Source organism: Actinomyces respiraculi, assembly GCF_014595995.2.
GTDB classification, from domain to species: domain Bacteria; phylum Actinomycetota; class Actinomycetes; order Actinomycetales; family Actinomycetaceae; genus Actinomyces; species Actinomyces respiraculi.
The window spans coordinates 1,108,491-1,125,701 of record NZ_CP063989.1 but is presented as its reverse complement, the minus strand read 5'-3'; the positions used below and the strand labels follow the sequence as shown (position 1 = coordinate 1,125,701).

The 17,211-nt window shown below is 72.6% G+C and carries 13 protein-coding genes; 4 read left to right on the top strand and 9 right to left on the bottom strand.

The genetic code is table 11. The features are described from left to right. Genes ID810_RS04630 through ID810_RS04620 form a run of 3 tightly spaced genes read left to right on the top strand, consistent with a single transcriptional unit; the run spans position 1 to position 2,735 of the window. Entirely contained in the window at positions 1-834 is an 834-nt protein-coding gene (locus ID810_RS04630) for a hypothetical protein (RefSeq protein ID WP_243856524.1), read from the top strand. Positions 835-846: 12 nt separating this feature from the next. Then, positions 847-2,085: a sensor histidine kinase gene (locus ID810_RS04625; RefSeq protein ID WP_243856526.1), complete on the top strand. Its 1,239-nt coding sequence runs from the start codon at positions 847-849 to the stop codon at positions 2,083-2,085. Beyond that, positions 2,082-2,735 (top strand): response regulator transcription factor, encoded by a 654-nt coding sequence (locus tag ID810_RS04620; RefSeq protein ID WP_166855416.1) that lies wholly within the window; start codon positions 2,082-2,084, stop codon positions 2,733-2,735. Before ID810_RS04625 ends, ID810_RS04620 begins: the two co-directional genes overlap by 4 nt. A 21-nt stretch (positions 2,736-2,756) precedes the next feature. On the opposite strand, the gene ffh is transcribed toward ID810_RS04620, so the two are convergent. The 6 genes from ffh to ID810_RS04590 all read right to left on the bottom strand — a co-directional run bounded on the left by ffh (position 2,757) and on the right by ID810_RS04590 (position 11,580). Further along, on the bottom strand, positions 2,757-4,400 hold the full coding sequence (ffh, locus tag ID810_RS04615) for a signal recognition particle protein (protein ID WP_166855418.1): 1,644 nt from the start codon (positions 4,398-4,400) through the stop codon (positions 2,757-2,759). A gap of 172 nt (positions 4,401-4,572) precedes the next feature. Next, a complete protein-coding gene (locus ID810_RS04610; RefSeq protein ID WP_166855420.1) occupies positions 4,573-4,815 on the bottom strand; it encodes a ribbon-helix-helix domain-containing protein in 243 nt (80 codons plus the stop codon). After that, complete coding sequence (locus ID810_RS12425) at positions 4,812-5,054, bottom strand: hypothetical protein (protein WP_166855422.1); 243 nt, start codon at positions 5,052-5,054, stop codon at positions 4,812-4,814. Before ID810_RS12425 ends, ID810_RS04610 begins: the two co-directional genes overlap by 4 nt. Positions 5,055-5,250: 196 nt before the next feature. Then, positions 5,251-6,396 carry a signal recognition particle-docking protein FtsY gene (ftsY, locus tag ID810_RS04600; protein ID WP_166855424.1) on the bottom strand — a complete coding sequence of 382 codons (1,146 nt, stop codon included), beginning with the start codon at positions 6,394-6,396 and terminating at the stop codon, positions 5,251-5,253. Between the two features lie 33 nt (positions 6,397-6,429). Further along, the gene (gene smc, locus ID810_RS04595) at positions 6,430-10,149 is read right to left on the bottom strand and encodes a chromosome segregation protein SMC (RefSeq protein ID WP_166855427.1); all 3,720 of its coding nucleotides are present in this window, start codon (positions 10,147-10,149) and stop codon (positions 6,430-6,432) included. A gap of 60 nt (positions 10,150-10,209) precedes the next feature. After that, on the bottom strand, positions 10,210-11,580 hold the full coding sequence (locus ID810_RS04590; RefSeq protein ID WP_166855429.1) for an alpha/beta hydrolase: 1,371 nt from the start codon (positions 11,578-11,580) through the stop codon (positions 10,210-10,212). A gap of 184 nt (positions 11,581-11,764) precedes the next feature. Between ID810_RS04590 and ID810_RS04585 the strand changes: the two genes are divergently transcribed. Beyond that, positions 11,765-13,615 carry a choice-of-anchor M domain-containing protein gene (locus ID810_RS04585; protein ID WP_166855430.1) on the top strand — a complete coding sequence of 617 codons (1,851 nt, stop codon included), beginning with the start codon at positions 11,765-11,767 and terminating at the stop codon, positions 13,613-13,615. 150 nt (positions 13,616-13,765) lie between these two features. Here the strand turns inward: ID810_RS04585 and ndk are convergent, their stop codons facing one another. The 3 genes from ndk to ID810_RS04570 all read right to left on the bottom strand — a co-directional run bounded on the left by ndk (position 13,766) and on the right by ID810_RS04570 (position 17,051). Next, positions 13,766-14,239: a nucleoside-diphosphate kinase gene (gene ndk, locus ID810_RS04580; RefSeq protein WP_166855432.1), complete on the bottom strand. Its 474-nt coding sequence runs from the start codon at positions 14,237-14,239 to the stop codon at positions 13,766-13,768. Between the two features lie 191 nt (positions 14,240-14,430). Beyond that, positions 14,431-15,093, bottom strand: a complete 663-nt coding sequence (dhaL, locus tag ID810_RS04575) for a dihydroxyacetone kinase subunit DhaL (protein ID WP_166855434.1) — start codon at positions 15,091-15,093, stop codon at positions 14,431-14,433. A 110-nt stretch (positions 15,094-15,203) separates the two neighbouring features. After that, the gene (locus ID810_RS04570) at positions 15,204-17,051 is read right to left on the bottom strand and encodes a bifunctional folylpolyglutamate synthase/dihydrofolate synthase (RefSeq protein WP_166855436.1); all 1,848 of its coding nucleotides are present in this window, start codon (positions 17,049-17,051) and stop codon (positions 15,204-15,206) included. Positions 17,052-17,211: the final 160 nt, after the last annotated feature.

Genomic DNA, 17,211 nt, shown 5'->3' with positions numbered 1-17,211 from the left:
ATGACCACCAACATGACCACCACCCCCACTGCACCGGCTGTCAGCACCACCCGCCTGCGCCGAGTGCGTCCCCTCCTCACCTTCCTCATGCTCGAGCAGCTGCGAGCCCTGCGTCACCCGGCGAACCTGTTCTTCGTCATCGCCTTCCCCTCGGCGATGTACCTCATGTTCAACAACGTCGGGGGCATTGGGACTCAGCAGGTGGGCGAGCACGGCAACGTCTCGGCCACGGTCATGCTTGCCATGGCCAGCTTCAGCGCCTGCATGGCCGCGACCTCCTCGGCGACAGGCACTGCAATTGAGCTGCAGGTCGGCTGGGGGCGCCAGATCGCCGTCACCGCCGGTGGGATGCGCATCTACTGGGCGGTCAAGGTCGCCACAGCCTTCGTGCAGGCCACCGTCCCGGTCCTCGTCATCTTCCTCGCCGGGGCCCTGACCACCGCCGAGCTCGACGCGCGCGGATGGGTGCTCGGCTTTCTCCTGGCCGTCGTCACCGTCATCCCCTTCATCCTGTGGGGCCTGGGCATGGGGCTGCTGCTACCGTCCCAGGCGGCCATGGGTATCGCGCCCGCCTTCGTGTCCCTCTTCGGCTTCCTCGGCAACGCCTTCATGCCCCTGAACGAGACGATGATGACCATCGCGCGCTTCACGCCCCTGTACGGGCCGGTCGCGCTGGTGCGGTGGCCGATGACGGAGGGGTGGACCTACGTCACCGACCTGCCCGCCCCCGTCCAGGACGAGATGTGGATGGCCGTGGCTAACCTGGTGGCGTGGACCGTCCTCTTCGCCCTGCCCGTGGTGGCGCTGCGCCGCCGCGCGACGGTGCGCCAATGAGCGGGGCAGTACGTGAGTGAGGCCGCACCGCCCCGTACCACGATGCCCCACGGGCGGACTGTGGAGCCCGGGCCCGACGGGCAGACCGTCGAGCCCGGGCCCGACGGGCGCCCCCAGGCCCCCTTCTTCAACTGGCGCGCCGACACCTGGCTCGCGTTCCTGGTCCTCCCCATCGTCTTCGTCCTGCATGAGCCCCACCCGTGGCAGGTGCGGGCGCTCGGTGTCTGCTCCATCCTGGCCTTCGCCGCCGTCTACATCCTGACCTTCGCCCACGACCGCACCTGGCACGCGATCCCGGAGGGCGCCACGGTGGCCGAGGAGCTGCGCCTGGTCAGGTGGCCACTGGCCGCCATGCTCGTGAGCACCCTCGTGGCTCTGCCCGCCGTCGGCTGGTGGTGGGTCTCCTTTGTGCCCTACTTCTGCTCCTACTTCCTGTTCCTCACCCGCATGCGCACCGGTCTGCTCGCGACGGCACTCATCTGCGCGGCCACGCTCCTCGTCGTCGGCCTCGTGCAGCCAGAGCAGACGTACCTGTGGACGGCGGTGGGCACGTGCCTGTCCAGCGGCGGGATCGCCCTGGCGCGCCTGTCCGCGGAGAGCGAGGAGCGGCGGGCCGACATTGCCCGGGAGCGCGCCGCCGCAGCCCGCGAACGGGCGGCCGCCCAGACCCGCGACGAGATCAGCCGTGACATCCACGACCTGCTGGGCCACTCACTCACTGTCCTGACCCTCAAGGCGGAGGTCGCGCGCCGTCTGCTCGACGCGGACCCTGAGCGGGTCGCGCGTGAGCTGGACGAGATCATCGACCTGTCACGCGCCTCCCTCGCGGACGTGCGCTCCACCGTCACCCGTCTGCGCGCACCGGACCTGCCCAGCCAGGTGGAGGCCACCCGCACCGCTCTTGGTGCCGCCGAGGTCGCCCTGACGCTCATCGGCTCGCCCGAGGCCGTCCCCGAGCCACAGCGCCCGCTGCTGTCCTGGGCGCTGCGCGAGGCGACGACGAACGTCGTGCGCCACGCCCGGGCCAGCCGGGTCGAGGTCGAGATCGCACGCGGTCTGCTGAGAGTCAGTGACGACGGCGTCGGACTGCCGCCCGCAGCCGCCGGTGGCGCTCCCACCCGGGCGGGCAACGGCCTGACCGGCCTGCGCTCGCGCATCGAGGCCGAGGGCGGCGCACTGACGCTCACGAGCCCCGCGCCTGACGCCGCCCCCTCCCACCCCGGAACCATCCTGGAGGTCAGACTCCCATGAGCACTCCCACAAGCATTCCCAAGAGCACTGACACGGCCACCTCCCCGATCCGCGTGCTGCTCGCCGATGACCAGGCCCTGGTGCGCGGCGCGCTGGCCACGCTGCTGGGGCTGGAGGAGGACATCGACGTCGTCGCTCAGCTGGGCACGGGCGCCGGCGTGGTCGAGGCGGTCAGGCAGCACCGCGTGGACGTGGCGCTGCTGGACATCGACATGCCGCAGGTGGACGGCCTGGCCGCCGCCGCGCAGCTGAGCACCTCGGGCCTGCCCTGCCACAGCCTCGTGGTGACCACCTTCGGGCGGCCGGGTTACCTCTCACGCGCGCTGGAGGCGGGAGCGTCGGGCTTCATCGTCAAGGACACGCCGCCCGGGGAGCTGGCGGCCGCAATCCGCACCGTGCACGCCGGTGGGCGCGTCGTCGACCCAACCCTCGCCCAGGAGTCCGTGATCCTCGGTCCGAACCCTCTGACACCGCGCGAGCGCGACGTCCTGCGGGCGGCGGCCGACGGCGCTGACGTCCACGAGATCGCGGGCGTGCTGCACCTGGGTGAGGGCACGGTGCGCAACTACCTGTCTGACGCCATCAGCAAGACGCGCGCCCGCAACCGCACCGAGGCGGCTCGCACGGCGGAGGCCAACGGCTGGCTGTAGCCCGGCCGGAGGCGCCCGACCTCACAGGCCAAGGGTGCGGCGCAGGTCCTCCGGCAAGGCGCTCATGGCGTCGGCGACCTCGTCGGCGCCCTGCTGGCCGGGCATGATGCCGTAGCCGCCGGGGGCCGGGGCCGCACCACCGAGCCCGAAAGCCGCGCCGGCCGCAGGCGCCGCGGGAGCCTCAGGCTCCTGCTGGGCGCGGGCGGCGGCCTCGCGGGCCTGGCGGGCGGCCTTGGCCGGGTTGCCGGACCTGCCCTTCTTGCCGCCCTTGCCCCGCTTGGCCTTGGGGGCCTGACGCGCCTTGGAGCGCTTGCCCATGCTCGGCAGGGAGCCCATGCCGGCCATCATGCCGTTCTCGCCAAGCCCACCGGAGGCCATGGCCTCCATCATCTTCTTGGCCGCCTCGAAGCGGGAGACCAGCTCGTTGACCGCCTGGACGGAGGTGCCCGACCCCTTGGCGATACGGGCGCGGCGAGAGCCGTTGAGGATCGACAGGTCCCGGCGCTCGGCGGGAGTCATCGAGCACACGATCGCCTCGACGCGGTCCACCTCGCGCTCATCGAAGCTCTCCAGCGCCTCGCGCATCTGCCCCATGCCGGGGATCATGCCCAGGAGCTTCTTCATCGAGCCCATCTTGCGCACCTGGCGCAGCTGGGACAGGAAGTCCTCGAGCGTGAAGGTGCCCGAGGCCATCTTGGTGGCGGCCTCCTCAGCCTCCTTCTCATCGAAGGCGCGCTGGGCCTGCTCGATGAGGGTGAGCAGGTCACCCATGTCGAGGATGCGGCTGGCCATGCGGTCGGCGTGGAAGCGCTCGAAGTCGTCCAGCCCCTCACCCGTGGAGGAGAAGAGCACGGGGGCGCCGGTGACGCCGCGCACGCTCAGCGCCGCACCGCCTCGGGCGTCGCCGTCGAGCTTGGACAGGACGACGCCGGTGAAGCCGACGCCGTCACGGAAGGCGACGGAGGTGTTGACCGCGTCCTGACCGACCATCGCGTCCAGGACGAAGAGGATCTCGTGCGGCTGGACGGCATCGCGGATGCGCACCGCCTGGTCCATCATCTCGGCGTCGACGCCCAGGCGTCCGGCGGTGTCAATGACGACGACGTCGTAGCCGTGGGTGCGCGCCTGCTCCACACCGGAACGGGCGACGCGCACCGGGTCCCCGACGCCGTTGCCGGGCTCGGGCGCCCACACGTCCACCCCGGCGCGCTCGGCGACGACGCTCAGCTGGGTGACGGCGTTGGGGCGCTGGAGGTCGCTGGCGACGAGCAGGACGCGTTTGCCCTCGCCCGTGAGCCACGTGCCGAGCTTGCCGGCCAGGGTCGTCTTACCGGCACCCTGGAGACCGGCGAGCATGATGACGGTGGGGCCCCGGTCCGCCCAGTTGATCTCGCGGGTGGTGCCACCGAGGATCTCAACGAGCTCGTCGTTGACGATCTTGACGACCTGCTGGGTGGGGTTGAGGACCTGGGAGCGCACCGCCTCCTTGGCCTTGTCGCGCACGGCGGAGGTGAAGGAGCGTACGACGGGCAGGGCGACATCGGCCTCGAGCAGCGCACGGCGAATCTCGGAGACAGTGGTGTCGATGTCGGCGTCGGTCAGGCGTCCCTTGCCGCGCAGCGACTGGAACGAGGCGGTAAGCCGGTCGGAGAGGTTGCCGAACACGCGAGGTCCTTCCCTCGGCGCCACAGCGCCGGTGAGTGTAGGTCTGGGACAGCACCCGGGCCTGGCCTGGGCGCAACTGCCACCCAGGATAGCGGGCAGGGCCCGCGCTCCCCCGGGTGGCGGGGCGTGCGGGCCCTCACGCGCCCAGCGCGACCGGCCGACGACGGTCGGGTCAGGCGGTCGTCGCCAGATACTCGGTCAGCGCCGCCCTGATCACAGCCTCCGGGGCAACACCTCGCGCTCGCGCCACCCGTTCCACCTCCGCAACGAGGTCGTCGGGAACCACCTGCAACCGATGAGGATTCGGCCCGCTCAGCATCGCCCCGAGGTCATACCCCTCCTCCGCCTCTACCTGGAAGGCGGCAAGATCATCCTCACTGACACCCGGCACGATATCGACGATCTCAGGCTTCATGACCGGCCCCCTCCCGGTAGGTACTGCCGTCGTGCCCTCATGGCGTGGATCACGACCTCCTGTCCATCATCGCCCACGACCGTGACGATCTCCAGTACCCGACCTATGCCGTCAAACCCGATGTATAGCCATCGGTCGGGGTCCTCCCCGATGAGCCTCCGACGCGCGGAGGTCTCAAGAGCCGTGACGACGTCCTGTGACGTGCACCCGTGCTTGAGCGCGCTGCGAAGAACCTTCATGGCCTTGTCCCCGCCCTCCCCTGATTCCCGGTACCAAGGGTAGGAGGGGCCACTGACAGGATTCCCAGGATAGCGGGCAGGGCCCGCGCTCCCCCGGTGGCGGGGCGTGCGGGCCCTCACGCGCCCAGCGCGACCGGCCGAGGACGGTGCCGCCCGGGCTCAGGCGGCGGGCTCGGCCGTGGGCACAGGAGCGGGCTCAGGCGAGCAACGCGTCGACGAAACCCTCGGGGTCGAAGGGGGCGAGGTCGTCCGCGCCCTCCCCCAGGCCAACGAACTTGACCGGCACGCCCAGCTCGCGCTGGACGGAGACGACGATGCCGCCCTTGGCGGTACCGTCCATCTTGGTCAGGACGATGCCCGTGACACCCACGGCCTCGGAGAAGACCTGGGCCTGGCGCATGCCGTTCTGGCCGGTGGTGGCGTCCAGGACGAGCAGGATCTCCCCCACCGGGGCGATCTTCTCCATCACGCGCTTGATCTTGCCGAGCTCGTCCATAAGGCCGGCCTTGTTCTGCAGGCGCCCGGCGGTGTCGACCAGGACGACGTCCACGCCCTGGGCGGCGGCCTCCTGGGCGGCGTCGAAGGCGACGGAGGCCGGGTCCGCCCCTTCCTTCTCGGAGCGCACGACGGCGACCCCCACGCGCTCACCCCACGTGGTCAGCTGCTCGGCGGCGGCGGCACGGAAGGTGTCCGCCGCGCCCATGACGACGCTGTGCTCCTGGGCGAGGAGCACGCGGGCGAGCTTGCCGCAGGTGGTGGTCTTACCAGTGCCGTTGACCCCGACCATGAGCACGGCGGCCGCGGGGGCACCCTCGCCGGTGAAGCCCTCGGTGGGGGCCGGCCTGGTGAGGTTGAGGGAGCGGTCCATCGTGGGGTCGACCAGGCGCAGGAGCTCGGCGCGCAGCACGGCGCGGATCGCCTCGGGGTCGCTGGTGCCCAGGACCTTCGCCTGGGTGCGCAGCTCCTCCATGAGGGAGGTGGTGACCTCCAGGCCGAGGTCGGAGGTCAGCAGGGTGTCCTCGATCTCCTCCCAGTCGGCCTCGGTGAGGTCCCCGCGGGACAGGACCGAGAGCACGGCCCGGCCGAAGCCGCCGGAGCCGGCCAGGCGGGCGCGCAGGCGCTGCATGCGCCCGGGAATGGACTCGGGGATCTCGTGGGGGGCGGGCTCGGGGGACGCGGGAGTCGCGGGGCTCTCGGGGCTCTCGTCGGCGGCCGTGATCTGCTCGCGCTCGGGCACCGGGGGCAGCTCGGGGCGACGGCGGCGCACAAGCACGACGGCGCCGGTGCCGATGAGCGCGAGGACCGCCAGGACGGCAAGAACGATGTAGGTGAAGGACTCCATGGTCTCATCATGCCCGACGCGGGAACCTGCGCGTCACGACTCCGGCCGGGCCAGGCGCTGGCTCACCGCCTGTGTGACGCCGTCGCGCATCGTGATGCCGTACAGGGCGTCCGCCACCTCCATCGTGCGCTTCTGGTGCGTGATGACAATGAGCTGGCTCGTCTCGCGCAGCTCGGAGAAGATCTCCAGCAGGCGTCCCAGGTTCGTGTCGTCCAGGGCGGCCTCGACCTCGTCCATGACGTAGAAGGGCGAGGGGCGTGCCCGGAAGATCGCGATGAGCAGGGCCACCGCCGCGAGTGAGCGCTCGCCGCCGGAGAGCAGGGACAGGCGCTTGACCTTCTTGCCTGCCGGGCGTGCCTCGATCTCGATGCCGGTGGTGAGCATGTCCTCGGGGTCGGTGAGCACGAGCCGTCCCTCGCCGCCGGGGAAGAGCCGGTCGAAGACGAGGGCGAACTCGCGGGCGGTGTCCTGCCAGGCGCTGGTGAAGACCTCCAGGACGCGGGCGTCGATCTCCTCAATGATGCTCAGCAGGTCCGCCCGCGAGCGCCTGAGGTCCGCGAGCTGCTCGGCGAGGAACTGGTGGCGCTGCTCCAGGGCGGCGTGCTCCTCAAGGGCGAGGGGGTTGACGCGTCCCAGGCGGGCGAGGTCGCGGTTGGCGCGGGCCAGGCGCTTCTCCTGCTCGGCGCGCACGTAGGGGCGCCCGGGCCGGCGCTCCTCGCGTTCCTCAGCGTTCTCAGGGTCCTTGCCGTCCTCACTGTCCTCACTGTCCTCACTGTCCTCGCTCAGGTCGGGCACGGGCATGTGGGGCCCGTACTCCTCGACGAGGGACTCCAGCTCGAGACCGAGCTCGCTCATGGCCCGGTCCGCGAGCGCCTGCAGGCGCATGCGCTGCTCGGCCCTGGCCACCTCGTCGCGGTGGGCCGCGTCGGTCAGTTGGGACAGCTCGGTGGTGACGCGGTCGATCTCCTCACGGACGCGCGTCGTGGCCGCCAGGGACTCGGCGCGCTCCTGCTCGAGGGCCGCGCGCACTGCCTGGGCCTCGGCGACCCACTGGCGGCAGGCGTCGGCAGCCAGGCGGGCGTGGTCGCGCACATGGGTGGCGGCGGCGAGCTGGGCGGCCCGGCGGGCCTCTGCCCGCTCGGCGGCGGCACGTGCCTCGCGCTCGCGCCGGGCGGCCGAGCGCAGGGAGTCCGCACGTCCGCGTCCGGAGCGTTCACGCTCCTCGGCGGTGCGCAGGGCCAGGCGGGCCTCGGTCTCGGTGGCGCGAGCGGTGCGGGCGGTGGCGAGGGCGGCCTCGCGCTCGCGCCTGGCGGTCTCGAGGCGGGTCTGAAGGTCCTCGGTGTCGCTCTCGCCCTCCCCGGCGGGCGCCGCCTCGATCTCGGCCAGGGCCGCGGTGGCGGAGGTGAGCTCCGTCGTACGCTGGGAGGCCTCGGTCTCAGCCCGCTCAAGGACGCGCTGGGCGCGACCGGCCTCGTCGTCGGCGGCGCGCACGGCCGAGGTCAGGCGCGCGGTCTCCTCGGCGACGCGGGCCGCTGCCGCGTCGGCGGTGCGCAGCGCCGTCAGGGCCTCACTCACGCGGTGCCGGGCCAGGTCCTCTTCCGTCCGGGCCCGCGTCAGCGCCTGGCCCGCGGCGGCCTCCGCCTTGGCGGCGGCCTCGGCCCGGTGGGCCGCCTCCTCGTGGGCGGCGACGAGCTCGAGCACGCTGGCGCTACCGCGCCCGGCTGAGGAGGCCCGCCCGGGTGCGAGAACAGCCCCGTCGCGTGTGGCGACGACGGCGTCCGGGCGGCGCTCGCGCAGGGCGGCGGCGGCCTCAAGGTCCTCGGCCACCCAGGCATCGGCCAGGAGGGTGGTGAGCAGGGCGTCAAGGTCGAGGCTCCGGGCGCGCACCAGGTCGAGGGCGCGGCGTGCCCCGGCGTCGTGCGCGTCGTCGGACTCGCGGGCAGCCCCGGCAGCATCGACCGCCCCGGGCACGGCGGCAACCTCCTGGACCGCGAGCCTGAGGGAGCCGGAGTCGGCCTCGTGCACGTGTCTGAGGGCACGCAGGGCGGCGGCGTCGTCGGTGACGAGCGCGGCCCCAGCGCTGTCGCCCATGAGGGCGGCCACGGCGTTCTCCCACCCGCGCTCGACGCCGAGTTCCTCGGCCAGCGGGCCGAGAACGCCGTCGAGGCCGGAGGCGGCGAGCTCGGCCGTGCCGTCCTGGGTCTGCAGCGACAGGGCAAGGGCGTCACGGCGTGAGGTCCACGAGGCGACCTCGGCGGCCGCCTCACGGCGGGCGTCGGTGGCGGCGGAGACGGCCTCGCGGGCGCGCGCGAGATCAGCGGTGGCGGCCTCGTGTGCCCGGGCGGCACTCTCCTGCGCCGTCGGCTCTCCCGTTGCCGTCCCGACGGCGGGTGACGGGGCACTCGTGGACGGCTCGACGTCCTCCTGCCCGGTCTCGATGGCCTCGCCCGTGTGCTCGACGAGCGCGAGGCGGGCGGCACCGGCCCGCTCCTGGGCGGCGACAAGGGCGGTGCGCGCCTGCTCGAGGGCGGCGAGCGCCGCCTCGTGGCGCGAGCGGGCGGAGGCGACGCGCCCGCCTGCCCGGGCGAGCTGCTCGCGCCGCTCGGCCTGCTGCTGGGCGAGGCTGGTGACGGCGCGCTCATGCAGGGTCTCGTCGGCCTCGGCGTCGGCGCGGGCGCGGGTGGCGTCAGCCAGGGCACTGCGGGCGGCTTCGATGGCGTCGGCCAGCGCGTCCTCCTCGGCGGCCGCCGCCTCGGCGCGGCGCTCGAGCTCCTCGGGGTCGGTGCCCTGGGAGGGGCGGGGCATGCCGGCCAGGCCACGCACGCGCTCGGCGGCGACGTCGGCCAGCGCGGAGAAGGACTGGGCGGTGCCGGTCAGCTCCTCCCACACGCCGGTGGCACGGGCCAGGCGTTGGCCGCTGGTGGCCTCGGCCGCGGCGAGCTCGGCCAGCTGGGCGCGGGCGACGCGCTCGCCCTCCTCGGCGGTCTCGCGGCGGCGCTTGAGCAGGGCCTGGTCCTCCTGGCCGGCCTCGAGCAGGGACTGGGTCTGGACGACGTCGTCGGCCAGCAGGCGGGCGGTGGCGTCACGGACCTCGGCCTGGATGGAGCGCGCCCGGCGGGCGACGGCGGCCTGGCGGGCCAGGGGCCCGAGCTGGCGACGCAGCTCGGTGGTGAGGTCGGTCAGACGTGTGAGGTCCGCGGCCATGGAGTCGAGCTTGCGCAGGGCGCGCTCCTTGCGGCGCCGGTGCTTGAGGACGCCGGCGGCCTCCTCGATGAAGCCGCGGCGCTCCTCGGGGGTGGCGGTCAGGACGGCGTCGAGCTGGCCCTGGCCGACGATGACGTGCATCTGGCGGCCCAGGCCGGTGTCGCTGAGAAGCTCTTGGACGTCGAGCAGGCGGCAGGGGCTGCCGTTGATCTGGTACTCGGAGCCGCCACCGCGGAAGAGGGTGCGGGTGAGGGTGACCTCGGTGTAGTCGATGGGCAGGGCGCCGTCGGTGTTGTCGATGGTGAGGGAGACTTCGGCGCGGCCCAGGGCGGGGCGAGAGCCTGCCCCGGCGAAGATGACGTCCGCCATGGTGCCGCCGCGCAGGCTCTTGGCACCCTGCTCGCCCATGACCCAGGTGAGGGCGTCGACGACGTTGGACTTGCCCGAGCCGTTCGGTCCGACGACGGCGGTGATGCCGGGCTCCAGGCGCAGGGTCGTCGACGAGGCGAAGGACTTGAAGCCCTTGATCGTCAACGTTTTGAGGTGCACGGGCTCACGATAGCCGCCGCACGCCGCCGGGCGCCCACTGGAAGGGGTGGCAGTGCCCAGTCACACCCCCAGCCCGGTCTCCTTGAGGATGGCCAGGGCCCGGTCGCGCCACATCTGGGAGACGGCCGAACCGGGGTTGAGATCGAAGACGTGGTCCGTGAACGGCACGATGTGGGTCTCGTGCTCGGTGCCGACCTCGCTCAGCAGGGCGTCCAGTGCGCGCGCCCCTCCCACGGGGACGACGTGGTCGCGCTCACCGGCAACGATGAGAGTGGGTGGCAGGCCCGCTGCCTGCCCGGCGTCGGCCACCTGCCTGAGGAGGCGGACGGGGTCGATGGCCTCGTAGCGTTCGGGGACCTCGGCGGGGGCGCCGCCGGTGTAGCGCTCGGCGCGCTCGGAGACGAAGGGGCCCATGACGAGGTCGGGGTTGTCGTGGAAGCCGACGGGGTCCGCGATGGGGTACTCGGTGAGGACGGCACCAATGTCGGGGACCTGGCCCCCGCAGTCCGTGGGGTAGGTGGGCAGGGTCCCGAGCGCCTGGCGGTAGGTGAGGTTGAGGGCGAGGTGGCCTCCGGCGGAGTCGCCGACGAGGGCGAGGCGCCTGGCGTCGCCCCCGTGCTCGGTGGCGTGCGCGCCGACCCAGGCCAGCCCGCAGGCGGTGCGGGACTCGGCGAGCTGCCAGGTGGGCTGGTCGGTGGTGGACAGGGGGTAGTCGAGGGCGACGGCGAGGTAGCCCTGGCGGGCGAACCAGTCGGCCTGGCCGCGGGTCATGGGGTTGAGCCGGTTGCCGTTGGACCATCCGCCGCCGTGGATGAGGACGATGACGGGCACGCCGTCGGGGTGGGCCGCGCGCACCTCCTGAGCGGTGAGGCGCTGGCCGTCGACATCGCGGGGGTACCAGATGCCGGCGCGCAGGAGCTGGCCGGTCTCGGTGTCGTTGAGGACGACGGGCTCGAGGTCGGGGGCGGAGCCGGCCTGGCCGATACCGGTCAGGGCGAGGATGTCGACGTCGGTGCCCTGGGCGGTGACGTAGGAGAGCTGGGCGGTGCCGATGCCCCCGGTGACGGCGGTGGCCAGGACGAGCAGTGCGGCGGTGGCGACGCGCAGCCGGGTGCCGGGGGTCATGCGGGCACGGCCGGCCTGGTCAGCGCGGTAGGAGTGGAGGGCGACGGCGAGGGAGAGGAGGGTCAGCAGGCAGAGGCCGACGAGGATGCCCAGGCCCCACGTGCCGAGCATGAGCGAGTAGGACAGGCCGGGGATCTCGATGAGCTCGGCAAGGGTCGTCAGCGCGATGAAGGCGGACAGGGCGAGGGCGCTGCGTCCGAGCAGGGGCCGACGGCGGGGCCCGCGCTGCCGAAGCCCGGGCTGTTCGCTCAGCTGCCGGGCGTCGGGCCGCTCGGTCAGCTGCTGGAGCCCGGTTGTCTCGCTCACGCGGCGCAGCCTAGCGCCCGTACATCGACAACCCCGCGGCGAGACGGCCAACGTGGCAGCCCCACGACCCTTATTTGGTATCGCTTCTCATTATCGATAGTATGCCGACGGACCAGGAGCATCCCCGCTCCAGGCCGCGCAGGGCCCCGCCCGGCCTGCGCCGTACCCGGCTGGAAAGACCGATATGCGAACAGCAACCCTCACACGGCCACTGGCCGTTCTCACCGCTCTGCTGGCGCTCATCGTCTGCGTGACAGTGCCCGCGGCCCGCGCGGACAGCAGGATCGTCCTGGAGCGCGGGCACACCGACGCCTTCTACGTTGTCATCAAGGACGGCGTCCCCGAAGTCCTGGTCGCCAACGTCCGCGACTACTACACCCCCGACGACACCGTCTTCCGCATCCAGGCCTCCACCTACTCCGCCGAGCACGAACTCATGGGCCCCTTCGACGGGCCCGCAGAGGGATACTCCAGCGTCGCCCTGGAGAACGGCTGGTTTGAGCCCGGCTGGAGCGCCCCCGGCTTCCACGACGTCTTCGAGTCCCTGCGCGTGGACTTCACGCAGGTGACCGGCCCGGGCCGGGCGCTGATCGTCGGCAACTCGCCGCTCGATGAGGAGGGCGAGGAGAACGGAGCGAGAGCCGCCTTCCTTGCCGACGGAACTTACGACGTCATCCCCGGCGCCAGCCTGCCCATCCTCGGCCACACGCACGCCCACTGGTTCTTCACCCACGCCGGCGAGTACCAGCTGACCGGCCACGCGGTGGGTACGAAGGCCGACGGCCAGGAGGTCACCTCCAAGCCCTTCACCGTGACCTTCCGCGTCGAGCGCAACGAGCAGGACACGCGCGGCTCGGCACCCGCCCAGCCGAGCACCGAGCCGAGCACCACCCCCGAGCCGACCACTCCGCCCGCTGTCGAGCCCAGCACGGCCCCCAGCACCCAGCCGGGCACCAGCCCCACCGCTGGGCCTTCGGCGCCCTCCGCGAGCGTCTTCGACACCAACGAGCCCTACCGCCTCACGCAGGGCCACGTTGACCTCTTCAGTGTCGTCGCCCACAACGGCGCGCTCGTCATGGCCGCCAAGGACGAGTCCACCGGCAAGATGGTGGTCCGCCAGCCCGAGGACGTCACTGTCGTCGTCGGCGAGAACATGCGCCGCGACTTCAGCGGCCAGGTGGCCTCTACGCTCGTGTCCTCGGGCTACTTCCTGCCCGAGAGCGGCCAGAACCAGCAGGAGGCCCCCTTCCCCGGCTGGGACAGCTTCTCGGCTGAGCCGGAGTTCCCCGCCGTCGACCTCCAGTTCGTGGACGTCACCGGCCCCGGCCGCGTCTTCCTGTTCTCCACCGCCCGGCGTGGCCTGAGCTCCCAGCTGGTCTCCGGCTCGTACGAGCTCAACGACAGCGAGGTCATCCGTATGAGCAGCCCCAGCCACGTGCACACCAACTGGCTCTTCGAGAAGCCGGGCACGTACACCATGACCGTGCGGGCCACAGGTGTCTCCAGCGAGACCGGCCAGACCGTGACCTCCCAGCCGGCCACGTACACGTGGGTCGTGGGCGAGACCGCCCCGGAGCCGACGCCGTCTGCTACGCCCAGCAGCACGGCGACGGCGGGCACCGCCACCGAGCCCACCGCCGCCCCCAGCGACCTGCCCACGGGTGCACCCGCGCCCAGCAGCACGGCCGACGCCGAGCCCACCAGCGCCTCTAGTGACCAGCCCATGGGTGCGGCCACCCCCGGCAGCACGACGACGGCGGGCAGCGCCGGCGTCCCCAGTGCCACCGGTAACCCGAGCGCCACGCCCAGTGCCACCGGTAACCCGAGCGCCACGCCCAGTGCCACAACCTCGGGTGCGGCTCGCCCGCCCGTGGGCGGGGGCGCCGTGGGTGGCGGGGACCTCGGTGGAGGCTCAGGCGCCGGCGGCCCGGGCCTGGCCCGTACCGGCGCCGAGACAATGACCCTCATCGGTCTGAGCCTGGCGATCCTCACCGGAGGCAGCGCCTTCCTGGCAGCGCGTCGCCGAGAGGCGTGACGCCGGCGCCATGACGCCATGAGCCGGCGGCGAGGACATCACAGTCCTCGCCGCCGGCTCATGTATGGACGACATCCCGGTCAGGGCAGCCGCGTGAGGCCACGGCCTGCACCCGGGCCCGGGCCCCTGGCCAGGCGGCCCGGGCCCGGTTCAGGAGGCCGCAGCGGCGAGCTCGGGGAACCAGATGGCGATCTCCCGCTCGGCCGAGGCCGGGGAGTCGGAGCCGTGGACAAGGTTCTCCATGGCCGGTCCCTCCCACGCGCGTCCCAGGTCACCCCGGATCGTTCCCGGGGCGGCGGTCGTCGGCTCGGTCGTCCCCATGAGGGAGCGCACGCCCTCGACCACGCGCTCACCCTCCACAACGGCCGCGATAACCGGGCCTCGGGTCATGTACTGCACGATGCTGGGGTAGAAGGGCTTGCTCACGTGCTCGCTGTAGTGCTCTGCCAGCGTCCGGGGGTCGGCCGTCAACATCCGCAGGGCGGTGACCTCGTAGCCCTTGGCCTCGATGCGGCGCAGGACCTCACCGGTCAGGCGCCGCTCGACGGCGTCGGGCTTGAGCAGGATGAGGATCCTGTCGCTGGGCGCAGGCGGGGTGGTGGACTCGGGTGCGGTGGTGCTCATGGCTCTCTCCAGGGATGCGGGTGGTGGACGTCGTCGGACACCTGAGGACATTGAAGACACTGTGGACACTATGGACACTGTCAGGGCGGTGACAGCTGTCACCGAACGGCGACGCTCCGGGCGCCACGGCCCCTCCATCGGTGCGAGAGGAGCCGGGGTGCTCGGCGCGGGACGGCTGGACGGTCACCATCTCAGCCCCTCACCTCACAGGCCTGCCGGGCGGTCTGGGCAGCGGCTTCCAGGATGAGGGCGGTGGACACGGCCCCCGGGTCGCGGTACCCGCACGAGCGCTCACCCAGGTAGGAGGCTCGTCCCCGGCGCGCCTTCATGGGCTCGGTGGCCCTGGCCCCTTCGGCGGCGGCCAGCGCGGCCGCCTCGAGGACGACGGCGGGAGCGTCCTCGGACTGGCCCACCCGTGTCACGGCCGCCTGGGCGGCGCGAGCGGCAGCGGCCCAGGCATCCGCCATGGTCTTGTCCCCCGTCTCGGCATGCCCGCGGGCGTGGACACCCTCGGAAGCGGCGGCCACCATCCGGGCGGTGCCCGGCGCGTCGAGCACGGGCGCATCGGCCTCGCGGGCCGCACGCAGGAAGGCAGTGCCGATGAGAGGGCCGGCTGCCCCGCCGACCGTCGAGATGAGGGTCGTCGCGGTGAGCTTGAGGACGGCCCCTGGAGTGGGCAGCTCGTCGGCGTCATCCAGGGCGGCGACGGCGGCGCACATGCCGCGGTCGAGGTTGGAGCCGTGGTCGCCGTCGCCAATGGCGGTGTCGAGGGCGGTGAGCTCCTCGCGGTGCTCGGCGACGGACTGTGCGGACAGGCGGATCCAGGACTCGGCCCAGGAGGCGTCAAGAGGCATCGTGCTTCCTTCAACGGTGACAGGGTGGCGCTCACCACACGCGGCTGGGCCCATTGTTCCACGCCCGGCCCCGGCGGGGCCCGGTCAGACGCGCCCCGGTCAGGACCGAGTCAGGACCGGCCGAAGAGCGCGCGCGCCTCAGCGGCAAGCACCACCGAGCCCAGCACAAGCACCCCGGAGGCCGTCAGGGGCGCCCCGGAGCCCTCCGAGAGCCTGGCCGCCTGCTCGATGCCGGAGGCCAGGTCCTCCGCGACGATCACCCGGTCTTCGCCGTAGACCTCCCGCGCCACCACCGCCAGGTCCTCGACGTCCATCGCCCGCGGGGAGTCGACCGGGACGACCACCACCGCATCCGTCGCCGGCTCGAGCACGGACAGCACGCCCTCGGCGTCCTTGTCCGCCATGATGCCCAAGACGGCCACGAGGTGCTCAAAGCCGAAGGCCTCCTCGACCGCCGGCACGAGGGCACTGACCCCGTGCGGGTTGTGGGCGGCGTCAACCAGGACCGTCGGCGAGGAGCGCAGCACTTCCAGCCGTCCCGGGCTCGTGACCGAGGCGAAACCGTCCTCGACCACCTTGGCGGGCAGGGCCCTGCCAGCGAAGACGGCCTCGGCGGCCGCCAGGGCCAGCAGCGCGTTGCGCGCCTGGTAGTCACCGTGAAGGGGGATGAAGACGTCCTCGTAGACGGCGGCGGAGGTCGCCAGGCTCACCATCTGCCCGCCGACGGCCAGCGTGCGGTCGAGCACCCGCAGCGTGCCCGCACCGGGGGCCTCGGGGTCCTCCTCCGGGTCGAGCTCGCGGCGCCACACGACGCCGTGCTCAGCGGCCGCGGCAGCAATGACCTCCTCAGCCTCCTCCGGCTGCAGGGCGGTGACGAGCGTGGCGCCGTCCTTGATGATGCCGGCCTTGTTCTGGGCGACCTCGCCAAGGGTGCCGCCCAGCCAGGCGCTGTGGTCCAGCCCGATGGGCGTGATGATCTCGACGTCGGAGTCGACGACGTTCGTGGAGTCCCAGGTGCCCCCCATGCCGACCTCAATGATCGCGACGTCCACCGGGTGGTCGGCGAAGACGGCCAGAGCCACGACCGTCAGGACCTCGAAGAAGCTCATGCGGGGCCCGCCCTGGGCCACCGAGCGCTCGTCGACCATGCGCACATAGGGCTCGACGTCCTGCCAGGCGGCGATGAAGCCCTCCTCACTGATGGGCTCGCCGTCGAGGCTGATGCGCTCGCGGATCGTGGCCAGATGGGGGCTGGTGAAGCGCCCGGTGCGCATGCCCGTGGCAGCCAGGAGGCGCTCGGTCATGCGGGCGGTGGAGGTCTTGCCGTTGGTGCCGGTGACGTGGACGACCCGGTAGCTGCGCTCGGGGTGGCCGAGGATATCGAGGACCGCCTCGACCCGGGACAGGGAGGGCTGGACCTTGTGCTCGGGTGCACGCGCCAGGATCTCGGCCTCAACCTGGCGCATACGGGCGGAGACCTCGACGCCACGGGCGGCGTCCAGCAGCGAGGCGCGGTGTGCCTCCTGCTCGTCAGGCGAGTCCGGTAGGACGCTCTCCCACTGCTCCCAGTCGTCGGAGTCGTCCTCGTCAACCTCGGCGAGCAGGGCGTCGAGCGCGTCGAGGTTGTCGGCGCCGATCATGTTGTGGGCGACGAGCTCGCGCAGGGCCTGAAGGTCCTCAGCCTCCTGTGCGGCCTGGCGCTCGGCGTCGTCGTCCTCGGCGTCGCGCACGTCGGTGACGGACAGGTCGGGTGCGCCCGCGGCCTGGATGTAGGGCAGGAGCTCGGGGTCCACGCCCTCGGTGCCCGTGGCCTCGCGGCGCAGGGCCGTCAGGCCCCCCTCGTGCAGGCCGTCGCCGAAGACGGCGTCGACGATCTCCTCCTCGGTGGCCCCCTCGGGGATGCCGAAGGCCGCCCCGCGGTGGGTGTGCCCGTCGTCGTGCGTGTGTGCGCTGCTCATCTGCTGCTCCCCTGTCGGTAGACCGCCCCACAGCCTAACGACGCCGCCGCCCTCGGAGCACGGCGACGGCGACGCAGGCCATCGCATCGCTCACAGGGGTGCCGGGGCCGGGAGCGCGCGCACGCGCGCCATGACGGGCGAGGACGTCGTGCACTGGCGT